Below are 11,840 nucleotides of genomic sequence, written 5' to 3' on the forward strand. Positions count from 1 at the left end.
TTATATTTCGTATGATCTATCATATTAGTAAAAATGATAAGGGTGTTGTCTTGAGGCTCAAAGATCACGTAAGAATACTGCAAACATATTATGTTGTATTGATAAATCAAAACAGGAGGGCGATCTGTGGTTACAATCAGTTTATGTATGATCGTTAAAGATGAAGAACAAACACTTGAGAATTGTTTAATCAGTGTCAAGGACGCTTGTGAGGAAATCATTATTGTGGACACTGGATCTACAGATAAAACGAAAGAAATCGCTTCAAAATATACAGACAAAATCATTGATTATGAATGGATTGATGATTTTGCTGATGCAAGAAACTTTGCTTTTAGCCATGCTACTAAAGAATACATCCTTTGGTTAGATGCAGATGATGTGGTTCATCAAGAAGATTTAAAAAAATTATTACAGCTTAAACAGACACTTGACGAGTCTATAGATGCTGTATCTATGATCTACAATATCGCCTTTGATGAGTATGGGAATCCAACGTTTAGTTATAGAAGAAATCGTTTAGTAAAACGAGTAAATCAGTTTAAGTGGTTCGGAGTTGTGCATGAGTATTTATCAGTATCAGGAAATACTATACAATCAGATATTGCGATCAGTCACCATAAGCATCTAAAGAAGAATGATGTGAGTGAAGGTAGGAATCTAAGAATCTATGAAAACCGTATTAAAAAAGGGGAAAACTTTACTCCGAGAGATTTGTATTACTATGCTAATGAGTTAAAAGATCACCAGTTCTACAATAAAGCCATTAGTTATTATGAGGAATTTTTAGCTACTGAAGAAGGTTGGATAGAGGATGAAATTAGGGCTTGTCTTAATTTAGCTGACTGTTATATCCACTTTGGAGACAAAGATGAAGAATTGAACGCTTTATTAAAATCGTTAAAGTATGACTATCCACGTCCAGAAATTTGCTGTCGTTTAGGGAGCTACTTCATGGAAAAGAATGCTTATGAAACAGCAACATTTTGGTTTCACACAGCTCTTCATAAAAGAGATACAAATACCGACGGATTTCAACAACCTGCATACTCTACTTGGTTTCCTCATTTGCAATTATGTGTATGCTATTGGAATTTAGGTGATGTAGATCAGTCTATAAAACATAATAAGGAGGCTGAGAAATACCGTCCGAATGATGAAAGTGTAACATATAATAACAAATTCTTTTCAGAATACATGAAGGAAAATACAGCTAAACATATAGATGGATAGGCCATTAAACACTATGAGTATTTCACAATTCAAAATTAACCTACAAAATTCCCCAACATTTGAAGTTGTAATAAATATATAGCCATTCGATAAGAGATTATACCTTTATATAGAATCTACATCACTTCCTTCCATATACAATACTGTGGGGAAGCTTTGTTGCATCAGCACAAATATAATGAAACGTACATTCACTTTTTAAATGCACTAAAGCCCAAAGCTGATTATGTGACACCTATGCAAAACTTAAAAGCAATAGGTCAAATGATAGGTCTTAATTTACTATATAAATATAGAAATAAATATTACAAGGGTAGCTACCCGGTTAATAGTAATTTTTGTACTAAGAAAGATGGTGTATATAACTTGTATTCATGGCCTTTGCAATATTCTTTTGTACTGTGAAACAAATTTAAAAACCCCATCAAAAATTATTAGTTAAGTTCTGTTTATATGCCTTTTTTTAAGTCATGCAAGCCTTTTTAAGTAAGAATATGGATATTACACCCAACCAATTTTATAAAACGAGCATAAATATAAATAGAATAAGGAGGTGTCAAGAATGTATAATTACGATGAAGATTGCACGTGTAGAGTCGTTCCACAACCAAAACCTGGACCACAAGGACCTCCAGGAAAACCTGGACCACAAGGACCAATGGGTGCTACGGGCGCTATGGGTCCCACTGGTGCTACTGGGATGACTGGTGCTACTGGGATGACTGGTGCTACTGGAATGACTGGTGCTACTGGGATGGGTCCGACGACGATATTTTTAGGTACAGACCAATCACTCTCCCCTCCATTCCAGAATTTTATAGGGTTAGGTATAACAGGTACTTTTGAACAAACTGCTGTAGCTGTACCGCGGGCTGCTACTACTATAGAACTTACATTTAGCGTGAAGCGCGGTAATGTTTTAAACATTAACCAAACGGCAACTGCTAACGTTTTTATGGATAACATGTGTACCGGTGCCCCTCAACAGCCCCCTCTCGTTTCTGTTCAGATAACTGGTGATGGTAGTACTTGTTGTGCTTCTGCTATGGCTCCTGTTACTCTTATGGGATGTGAATCTCTATCCGTACAAATTGATATAGGTGCTGGTGGCAACCTAACCAATGGTGTTGCTGCAACTATCACATTGACCTAACTGATTAAAAAAGGGCACAATAGGAATTACCATACTCCTATTGTGCTTTCTTTAAGTGTTTTTTAATAAATATTGAATTAACAAATTTTATATAGATTAATTTTTCCCTCTAAACTGAAAGTATTAAAGCCATGTCTCTTACCCTTATACCGACATTTTCGTTTACGATTAATCCAGTATTAAATAATTCATCAGCCTTTTCCAAATCCCTATAGAATATAATTGGTACACTCAAAGTTCATTTTAGCCAGTCAATATATAACTTCGCTTTTCATGAGACAACAAAACTCTACGTTGAACATTTTTTCTTGTATCATTATATTTACTTTCATTATGGTTGCTTCAATGACATAGAAAAGGCCTCTTAACGGTTGTAGATACCATTCGCCGTTAAGAAGCCTATTATATTTACAACCATCAATCGTCGTTTTAGGGGTTGTTATTAATACCACAACAAGTAACATCTATAAACCTGATGCTCTTTTATCAACTAACACTCCTCAGGTGCACCCTCATTCGTTGCTGTACGGAACGATGAACCACAGCCACAATTCGCAATGGCATTCGGATTATCGATCGTAAAGCCCCCGCCCATTAAAGATTGTTTGTAATCAATTTTTACTCCCTTTAATATTGGTGCGCTTTCCTCATCAATGACCATTTGAATCCCGTGTTGTTCGAATTGGATGTCACCTTCTGCTACCTCATGTTCAAAGCCCATGCCATACGATAGTCCACTACATCCACCACCTTGGACTCCGATGCGCAGAAGAGCTCCTTCTTCTTCATTTTCTTTCTTCATCGCATTGATTTGATGTGCTGCTGATTCAGTTATTTCTAATATATCACTCATTCATCTTCCCTCCAATCTGAGTTATTACTTGTCTAGCTTTGCCTCATAGCCGTGCAAGTCGATTCAACTTAAAGATGACTATTGTACTTTTATTTCCTTTTAGTATACCTTTCCCGTTTTGGCTATACAAATAATTAGTCCTGTCATAGCATGGGATTCTAAAGGTAGAAATTGATATATCTTCTAGTAGTAATACGTGCCCGTACAAATTGTTTCAGCAGGTCCTGTCATCATGACATTCCCTTCATTTGTCCATGTGATGCGTAAATCTCCACCTGCTAAATGTACAAGTGTTTCTTTATTACGTATCGTCTTTTCATTTAATACAGATGCGACTACTGCTGCGCATGCACCTGTTCCACAAGCTTGAGTAATACCTGATCCTCTCTCCCAAACTCGGAAATGAAGTTCGTGATCATTAACGACTTCAACATACTCAACATTAATTCCTTCTGGGAACCTTGCATCCTTCTCTATTAATGGTCCTTCTGACGTTAATGGAGCCTCATCAATATGTTCAACGTAAAAAATAGCATGTGGGTTCCCCATAGAGACAAGTGTCACTTCTCGCTCTTCACCAGCAAAAATATTTTTCTCACTTACAACAGCTTCCTTCTCATCACCAACCATAGGAATTTGAGAACGTTTTAGTTGTGGTTTGCCCATATCTATCGTTATACTAATGACCTTGCCTTCCTCTTCTTGAATTTGTGCATGTACAACACCTGATAGTGTTTCGATTGGAAATGCCTTGTCACTCACTATTTTATGTTCGTACACATATTTCGCAACACATCTGAGACCATTTCCGCAGTTTTTCCCTTCTGAACCGTCATTATTAAAAATTCTCATTTTCACAGCTGCTACTTCTGACGGACAAATTAAAATCATTCCGTCTGATCCAATTCCTGTATTCACATTAGAAATTTTTATTGCAAGCTCAGCTAATTGTGATTCTTTAAGATTTTCCTCGAACATATTTACATATATATAATTATTGCCTAGACCATGCATTTTAGTGAAAGTCAGTTGATTCATTGCAACATACCCTCCATATATTTTTTCGTTCCGTTAGTCTTCATGTATATTGTACTCATTTTTTGTTCATACTGGAATTATCCCCCGTATGATATCGTCCTTCATATTATTTGAAGGACTTCTTTTTGTTTCTTTCGACTCATTATTAGCAGTACTAATTTCATATGTTTTACGATATAATTATATAAATATTATTTTGTGCTTAGGAAATATAAACTGCTAGTTAGGAAGGAAGCAACATGAATACTATCCCTCCATTCTATGATTATAAACCTACATGCTTGCTATGTAAAAAAACTTATACTACTAAAAAGGTTAGATCACGTTATACGAAGGTTTCTCTTCATGAGTCAGATTTCTGTCCTCAATATAAAAATAAAGAATACGATCCTTCACTTTATTATATTTGTGTGTGCCCTCATTGTGGGTTTTCTAGTTCAAATAAGTTTGAAGCGGCTTTCCCGCCTTTAACGATAGAAACGATTGAAAAAAATATTTGTGACAACTGGGCAGGTAAAAATTACTGTGGGATTCGGACAAAGAAAGATGCCATTGATACATATAAGTTAGCAATATATAGTGCATTACTTAAGAAAGAAAAACATATAACAATTGCTGGGATGTATCTTCGTACAGCTTGGTTATATCGTAAATTAACAAATCAAAAACAAGAACAACGTTTTATGAAGTTAGCACTAGAGGAGTATATTCAGTCGTATATGACCCACGACTTTAACTTTACCCAAATGTCTGAAATTCGTATCTTGTATATGATTGGAGAATTGAATCGAAGACTTGGTAACGATGAACAAGCTATTCGATATTTTTCAAAAGTTCTTGAACAGCAAAATAACACGATTGAATACGGAATCATTAACATGACGAGAGAAAGTTGGTATGAAATCCGCCAGGATCGCCAAATGGTCACTCTCGATTAGGACAGTTGTTGTTGGATTATTAATCTTAGAGCATGAAGATTAAAGCAAATTGACCAGATACCTTATCAATTTAAGAAAGCTATAGCATGACCAAACATAATAGAAATCAAAAAAAGTGCACTAATAAATGAGTGCACTTTGTTTATTCTGTTACGACATATATTATTTTTTGTACCAAGAATTAAATACGAATTACGAAGCACTTTTCCTTCAATAAAATGACGGCAGTCAAATTAATTTTCAATTTAGAACCATTAGCAACAGAATTTACGAAAAGAGTCTCATTAAAACATCGGATTATCCTCTAAATATTGATTTATATTATTTACGAGTTCATCAGCATCTTTTCCTACAACAATCTCTCCGTTGACAAGTGCAAACAAGGATTGGGCACATTTACCACAATAGCCTAAACATCCATACTCAATGATATCTAAATTTGGATCCTTCTCAAGCCTTTCACGTGCTTGTTGACCACCATTAGCTAAATTACTAATACAAAATTCAATAATAGGCTTCATTTTTTTCACCTCTCATCGATTTTATATGCTACTCATTTTTTGCTGTTTCGTCAACAATATTGCTCAAATTTTGTCAAGAAATATGGAATATTTGTTGTTATTTTGTCGTAATTTAGTTATACTTTTTTATGGTTTCATCATTATTTAGTTATTAACCATATTAATATGTATAACATTATATATTTTATAGAAAATTTATGAAGTACGTATCGTAATCTCTTACTTTTTTAACAAAGGGGAAGTCAACAATGAAAAACCTTGTCATTCTTGGTGGCGGATACGGTGGTATGCGTATCCTTCATCGCCTTTTACCCAACGAACTACCAAATGATGTCCAAGTTACTCTAGTTGATCGCATTCCATATCATTGTTTAAAAACCGAATACTATGCTCTGGCAGCTGGTACCATTTCAGATACGCATGTACGAGTATCTTTTCCTGAGCACGATCGGTTGAACCTCTTATATGGAGAAGTTACGAACATTAATTTGGAAGATAAAACCGTTGAATTTCAAGATCGAGAACCGTTATCTTATGATGATTTAATCATTGGTTTAGGCTGTGAAGACAAATATCATGGCGTTCCTGGAGCGCAAGAATATACGTACAGTATTCAAACAATTGATAATTCACGAGACACTTACCAAAAGCTTAATAACTTACCAGCAGGTTCCACTGTCTCTATTGTAGGTGCAGGACTAAGCGGCGTAGAGTTAGCAAGTGAATTACATGAAAGCCGCGTTGATTTAAACATCAAACTATTCGATCGTGGAAAACACATTTTATCGATGTTCCCTGAACGTTTAAGTAAGTATGTTGAATCATGGTTTTTAGAACATAACATAGAGTTAATTAACAATGCTTGTATTACGAAAGTAGAAGAAAATGTCTTATATAATCATGATGAAGGTATCTCAAGTGATGCAATTGTTTGGACAGCAGGCATTCAGCCAAATAAAGTCGTTCAAGCTTTACCTGCCGAAAAAGATGCACAAGGACGCGTAGTATTAACGAACCAGCATAACATTCCTGAAAATGAAAATGTCTATGTAGTTGGTGATTGTGCAAGCCTGCCACACGCACCTAGCGCACAACTCGCTGAAGGGCAAGCTGAACAAATCGTTCAAGTGCTTCTAAAGCGCTGGAATAATGAAGAACCACCAAGCGAATTCCCACCAATTAAATTAAAGGGTGTTCTAGGTTCTTTAGGTAAAAAACATGGTTTCGGTTTACTTGCAGATAGACCTCTCATGGGAAGAGTTCCTCGCCTATTAAAATCAGGAATTCTTTGGATGTATAAAAATCACAGGGGATAAACTTGGCCTCTGATTATCATCCAACATACCTCGAGCTACATTTAGAATGTCACAAGCGGGTTGACCACCCTAGTGCATATCAATACCAGAGGCTTTTGCCTCTGATTTTAATAAAACGTCATCAATGGCTGGCTATAACTATGCCAGGAGATTGACTAAATTACATGGTACATTAAACAAGAAAAGACGGGCTGTTACCCGTCTTTTAACTGTATTTTTTGCTATTAACCTTAATAAACGAGCTTTGGATTGCCTTCACTTAGTCATATGCTTGTTATCCTTGTTGATAGCCGTATTTCTCCATTTCTTCAAATACAGTTTTTAATTTAGGGTTCCCTTCACCAACAATATTGTCATTAATAACAACTACTGGATAAAACATATCCTCTTCTATCACTCTAGTAGCGAAGCTCTGTTTGTCCTTCTTTGAAGGGGGAGCATATATATCAACATATGATATTATAAATGGCTGATTAGGAAATTTTCTCGTTATTGCAGCATCCAACCATTCATATGTTTCTTTCGAAGATGGTAAGTTTACACAACTAGGACATAATACTTCCGTACCGTATACACAAACTTCTACTTGTTGTAATATAGTCATAGGGTAAGACACTCCTCTTTTTCAGTGTTCTTATCTTATTGTACAAGAAAACGATTGCTAACGAAACTTTTTCTGTAACCCAATCGGTAAATATCCAAGTTCGTACGATAGATTTTTTTCATTACACTGTTTATAATAGATAATAAGGAAAGGAGTCGATAATCTTGGCTGAATTAGCAATGGAAGAACAAGTACAAGAAGTTTTAGATAAACTTCGCCCATTTCTTTTACGTGACGGAGGAGATTGTGAATTAGTTGACGTAGAAGAAGGTATTGTAAAGTTACGTTTATTAGGTGCATGTGGTAGTTGTCCGAGTTCCACAATTACATTAAAAGCAGGTATTGAGCGTGCACTTCTAGAGGAAGTACCAGGTGTAGTAGAAGTAGAACAGGTTTTCTAACCTGATATAATATGTCATATTGGTCATCCACCACTAGTTCACTAGTGCTAGAGCAAGACAATATGAAAAGCGAAACCTTCCTGAATGGAGGTTTCGCTTTTTTATTATATTGTTTTTGCATTGATTTTTTTGTTGTTCATAGTAAAATATAAACACGGAAAATACCTGTGATCTCGTCGCAATTTTTCTTCTATAAGACGATACCATTCGCTTACGACCTCACTGTGTTGCAATTTTATATAAATAACAACAAAATCTTATGAAAAGAACTTTTATTTACAGTAGACCGAGCTTTTATGGTCAGTTAATCTTTACAGTATAGTCAGTTCACTTCTTCCTTTTCTTTCGATGTTTGAACTACCGTGCTCCCTTGATTGTCTACAGAAAGAAATTCTATTTTATGTTGAGAAAAGCTGCTTTGTAGGGATTTTTGAAGATTTGCACCTTTACCTTTTTCAGCAAAACAAATAATTGTTGGTCCAGCTCCACTTAATGCTGTACCAAAGGCACCGTATCTTCTCGCACAAGAGCTAATTTCGTCTATGTCAGGAACGAGCTTTGATCGATATGGTTGATGAAAAAGGTCTAGCTCCATCATTTTTCCCGCAAGCGTCCAATTTTTAGTCAATAAAGAGCTTATTAACACATTACTAATTGAGCTTGCTTCAACAGCCTTTGAGAATGCAAAATCACTTGGAAGGACACTTCTAGCTTCAGCAGTTTTCAATTCAAATCCAGGTATCACGACTACAATATCGACATCAAAATCATGTACTGCGATAATGTCAGTTTCATGTTGACGGTGGCTACCAATAATTAACCCTCCATAAATGGATGCACCAACATTATCAGGGTGCCCTTCATATAAGCTAGCAAATCTAAGCTTTTCATCATTTGTCATATGCAAATCACATAACACATTCGCTAGTTCGATTCCTGCAACAATGGCAGCTGCGCTACTACCAAGCCCTCTAGCAAGTGGAATTTCACCAGTAACGTCTACATAGCATGGAGTTAACTCTTTTTCATGTATATCAGCTACTTTTTGTGCAACTTGAAATATGAGATTATCTTTACCCGTCGGAATATCTCTTAACTCGTCTGTCAGCGAATGAAATAACCATTGTGTACTTCTCTGTACTTCAAGTGTTAAGTAGCGTGAAACAGCTAAGCCGATAGAATCAAACCCTGGTCCTAAGTTGGACGTACTGCCTGGTACTTTTATCACGATCCGTTCATTCATAGTCACGAATGAACAGCTCCTTGAATATGATCAAATACAACTTTCTCGTCATTCGGCAATACAACAGGCTTAATTTCCGTTGAATCAATGGCAACATTTGGATCCTTTAAGCCATTCCCAGTCAAAACAGCCACAACTTTGCTTCCTTTGATCATTTCTCCACTCTTTAGTTGTTTTATTACTCCTGCTATTGAGGCACAAGATGCAGGCTCTGCAAAGATACCTTCACTACGTGCTAACAAACGATATGCTGCTAAAATCTCATCATCTGTTACTTCATCAATTTTACCGTTTGATGATTTAGCTGCATCAACTGCATAATCCCAGCTAGCTGGATTTCCGATCCGGATCGCTGTAGCAATAGTTTCTGGGTTTTTAATTACTTCACCTCTTACAATCGCAGCTGATCCTTCTGCTTCGAAACCTCTCATTTGTGGTAAACCTGTCTCATGCTTTTCATTGTATTCTTTAAAACCTTTCCAATATGCGGTAATATTTCCTGCGTTACCGACAGGGATAGCTAGCACATCAGGGGCAGAACCTAATTGGTCACATATTTCAAATGCTGACGTTTTTTGCCCTTCTATTCTATATGGATTCACCGAGTTCACTAGCGTAACTGGCGCAATTTCACTAAGCTTACGAACCATTGTTAGCGCATGGTCAAAGTTTCCTTCAATTGCAAATATCTCTGCCCCATACATGACTGCTTGAGCAAGTTTCCCCATCGCAATTTTCCCATCAGGAATGACAATAATACATCGCATACCAGCACGAGATGCATATGCGGCAGCTGCGGCTGAAGTATTTCCAGTGGAAGCACAAATCACTGTGTCACTGCCTTCCTCTTTTGCTTTTGCTACAGCCATTACCATCCCTCGATCTTTAAATGAACCAGTTGGATTTGCACCTTCTACTTTGACATATAGGTCAATTCCTAGCTCCTTTGAGAGATTGTCAGCTCGGATTAATGGTGTATTACCTTCATGTAAACTTAGTAATGGTGTCTTATCAGTAATCGGCAAATAATCCTTGTAATGATGTAATAATCCTTTCCAAGCCATTATACATTCTCTCCCTCTATGCGATATGAACTTTTCACTTCATATATAACATCTAAATCCCTTAATTGCTGCAAAATTTGCTCATAGTCTTGTAATGAAGCGTGATGTGTCACTAATACGATTTCCGCTAAATCACTTTCTTTTAAAGGTAACTGTAATATTTTTTCAAAGCTTACATCTCGTGCTGTAAATAGACCCGTTATTTTCGCAAAAGCTCCAACTTGATCCTTCACATGGATACGTAAAAAGTATTTTGAAAGAATTTCTGAAGCCGCTTTAAGTTGCTTATCATATTGTGGAGTAATAAAGCTATTTCCATTAATACCAAGTCTCATGTTTTTCATTACTCCAACCAAATCTGAAACTACTGCAGTAGCTGTTGGTAAGCTACCAGCCCCTGGGCCATAAAACATTGTTTCTCCTACTGCTTCACCATAAACATATACGGCATTGTACTCGTCATTTACTGATGCTAACGGGTGTGACTCCGGAAGTAGCGTCGGTTGGACACTGACTTCAACTCGATCACCACTTCTATTCGCCAAACCAACAAGCTTCATTGTATATCCTAATTGCTTACTATATTGAAGATCCTCTTCCGTAATATCTGTTATACCTTTCACTGAAACGTCTTCTAAATCAATATTCATCGAAAAGCCGAGGGTTGCCAATATTGCCATTTTCCTTGCGGCATCTAATCCTTCAACATCTGCAGTTGGATCTGCTTCCGCATACCCCAATTGTTGTGCTTCAGCTAGCACCTCATCATAGGGGCTACCAAATTTATTCATTTTCGTTAAAATAAAGTTTGTTGTCCCATTTACAATTCCCATCATTTTAGTTATTCGATCTGAAGCAAGACCGTCTACTAAGCCTCTTAAAATTGGAATTCCGCCTGCAACACTCGCTTCATAGAAAATATCACAACCGTTTTCTGCAGCAACTGTTAACAATTCTGATCCATATAACGCCATAAGGTCTTTATTTGCTGTAACAATATTTTTCTTATTTCTGAGTGCATCTAAAATATGTGAACGCGTTTCATCTACTCCACCCATTACTTCGATGATAACGTCGATGTCAGGATCATTAATCACATCATCAACATTCGTTGTGAGCACAGATGCATCTATCTTAACATCCCTATCTTTATTAACATCTTTTACAACGATTTTCTTAATTTTCACCGGACAGCCGACCTGATGCATAAGACGATCTTGATGGTTTTCAATAATTTTCACAACACCGGAGCCTACTGTTCCAAGACCTAATAACCCAACTGAAATTGACTGTACCATACTCCCCACCTCGTTCATTGTTTTCTCCATAGAAACATTTGTTTATATATAAAAGACATTATAGAGAGTATTACATATGATTACAAGCCTTTTTTTAAATGCAAAAATGTAATCGCATACTTTTATAATGACTGTTTTTTAGTGATTAGTTGTTGTATATCGTACTAAATTATAGACA

General features: G+C 36.3%; 11 protein-coding genes and 1 pseudogene. 5 read left to right on the forward strand and 7 right to left on the reverse strand.

All coding sequences use genetic code 11. The features are described from left to right. The first annotated feature begins 126 nt into the window (after positions 1 to 126). The gene (locus tag JM172_RS05240) at positions 127 to 1,233 is read left to right on the forward strand and encodes a tetratricopeptide repeat-containing glycosyltransferase family 2 protein (RefSeq protein ID WP_214481045.1); all 1,107 of its coding nucleotides are present in this window, start codon (positions 127 to 129) and stop codon (positions 1,231 to 1,233) included. Between the two features lie 562 nt (positions 1,234 to 1,795). After that, positions 1,796 to 2,386, forward strand: a complete 591-nt coding sequence (locus tag JM172_RS05245) for a hypothetical protein (protein ID WP_214481046.1) — start codon at positions 1,796 to 1,798, stop codon at positions 2,384 to 2,386. A 490-nt stretch (positions 2,387 to 2,876) separates the two neighbouring features. On the opposite strand, the gene JM172_RS05250 is transcribed toward JM172_RS05245, so the two are convergent. Together JM172_RS05250 and dapF are read right to left on the reverse strand one after the other, a co-directional pair. Then, positions 2,877 to 3,239, reverse strand: coding sequence for a HesB/IscA family protein (locus JM172_RS05250; protein ID WP_214481047.1), 363 nt, complete (start codon positions 3,237 to 3,239; stop codon positions 2,877 to 2,879). Positions 3,240 to 3,422: 183 nt separating this feature from the next. Then, positions 3,423 to 4,277 carry a diaminopimelate epimerase gene (gene dapF, locus JM172_RS05255; RefSeq protein ID WP_214481048.1) on the reverse strand — a complete coding sequence of 285 codons (855 nt, stop codon included), beginning with the start codon at positions 4,275 to 4,277 and terminating at the stop codon, positions 3,423 to 3,425. 239 nt (positions 4,278 to 4,516) lie between these two features. Here dapF and JM172_RS05260 point away from each other — a divergent pair, with 239 nt between their 5' ends. Next, on the forward strand, positions 4,517 to 5,215 hold the full coding sequence (locus JM172_RS05260) for a DUF2225 domain-containing protein (RefSeq protein WP_214481049.1): 699 nt from the start codon (positions 4,517 to 4,519) through the stop codon (positions 5,213 to 5,215). A gap of 284 nt (positions 5,216 to 5,499) precedes the next feature. On the opposite strand, the gene JM172_RS05265 is transcribed toward JM172_RS05260, so the two are convergent. Beyond that, positions 5,500 to 5,736 (reverse strand): YuzB family protein, encoded by a 237-nt coding sequence (locus JM172_RS05265; RefSeq protein WP_214481050.1) that lies wholly within the window; start codon positions 5,734 to 5,736, stop codon positions 5,500 to 5,502. Positions 5,737 to 5,984: 248 nt separating this feature from the next. On the opposite strand from JM172_RS05265, the gene JM172_RS05270 reads away from it, so the two are divergent. Beyond that, the gene (locus JM172_RS05270; protein WP_214481051.1) at positions 5,985 to 7,052 is read left to right on the forward strand and encodes an NAD(P)/FAD-dependent oxidoreductase; all 1,068 of its coding nucleotides are present in this window, start codon (positions 5,985 to 5,987) and stop codon (positions 7,050 to 7,052) included. A 274-nt stretch (positions 7,053 to 7,326) separates the two neighbouring features. Here the strand turns inward: JM172_RS05270 and JM172_RS05275 are convergent, their stop codons facing one another. Further along, complete coding sequence (locus tag JM172_RS05275) at positions 7,327 to 7,656, reverse strand: YuzD family protein (RefSeq protein WP_214481052.1); 330 nt, start codon at positions 7,654 to 7,656, stop codon at positions 7,327 to 7,329. Between the two features lie 53 nt (positions 7,657 to 7,709). Between JM172_RS05275 and JM172_RS25610 the strand changes: the two are divergent. Next, positions 7,710 to 8,057: pseudogene (locus JM172_RS25610) on the forward strand (NifU family protein). Between the two features lie 322 nt (positions 8,058 to 8,379). Here JM172_RS25610 and thrB read toward each other — a convergent pair. From thrB to JM172_RS05295, 3 genes are read right to left on the reverse strand one after another with little or no spacing between them, the layout of a single operon-like run. Then, entirely contained in the window at positions 8,380 to 9,300 is a 921-nt protein-coding gene (gene thrB, locus JM172_RS05285) for a homoserine kinase (protein ID WP_214481182.1), read from the reverse strand. Positions 9,301 to 9,302: 2 nt separating this feature from the next. Continuing rightward, entirely contained in the window at positions 9,303 to 10,364 is a 1,062-nt protein-coding gene (thrC, locus tag JM172_RS05290; RefSeq protein ID WP_214481054.1) for a threonine synthase, read from the reverse strand. Further along, positions 10,364 to 11,662 carry a homoserine dehydrogenase gene (locus JM172_RS05295; protein WP_214481055.1) on the reverse strand — a complete coding sequence of 433 codons (1,299 nt, stop codon included), beginning with the start codon at positions 11,660 to 11,662 and terminating at the stop codon, positions 10,364 to 10,366. Before JM172_RS05295 ends, thrC begins: the two co-directional genes overlap by 1 nt. Positions 11,663 to 11,840: the final 178 nt, after the last annotated feature.

This window comes from Bacillus sp. SM2101, from assembly GCF_018588585.1.
Classification (GTDB): domain Bacteria; phylum Bacillota; class Bacilli; order Bacillales; family SM2101; genus Nanhaiella; species Nanhaiella sioensis.

Excerpts from the sequence above, each read along its gene's own strand:
- thrC (WP_214481054.1), bottom strand. The coding sequence starts at position 10,364 with ATGGCTTGGAAAGGATTATTACATCATTACAAGGATTATTTGCCGATT.
- JM172_RS05245 (WP_214481046.1), top strand. The coding sequence starts at position 1,796 with ATGTATAATTACGATGAAGATTGCACGTGTAGAGTCGTTCCACAACCA.
- JM172_RS05295 (WP_214481055.1), bottom strand. The coding sequence starts at position 11,662 with ATGGTACAGTCAATTTCAGTTGGGTTATTAGGTCTTGGAACAGTAGGC.
- JM172_RS05260 (WP_214481049.1), top strand. The coding sequence starts at position 4,517 with ATGAATACTATCCCTCCATTCTATGATTATAAACCTACATGCTTGCTA.
- JM172_RS05265 (WP_214481050.1), bottom strand. The coding sequence starts at position 5,736 with ATGAAGCCTATTATTGAATTTTGTATTAGTAATTTAGCTAATGGTGGT.
- JM172_RS05275 (WP_214481052.1), bottom strand. The coding sequence starts at position 7,656 with ATGACTATATTACAACAAGTAGAAGTTTGTGTATACGGTACGGAAGTA.
- thrB (WP_214481182.1), bottom strand. The coding sequence starts at position 9,300 with ATGAATGAACGGATCGTGATAAAAGTACCAGGCAGTACGTCCAACTTA.
- JM172_RS05250 (WP_214481047.1), bottom strand. The coding sequence starts at position 3,239 with ATGAGTGATATATTAGAAATAACTGAATCAGCAGCACATCAAATCAAT.
- dapF (WP_214481048.1), bottom strand. The coding sequence starts at position 4,277 with ATGAATCAACTGACTTTCACTAAAATGCATGGTCTAGGCAATAATTAT.
- JM172_RS05270 (WP_214481051.1), top strand. The coding sequence starts at position 5,985 with ATGAAAAACCTTGTCATTCTTGGTGGCGGATACGGTGGTATGCGTATC.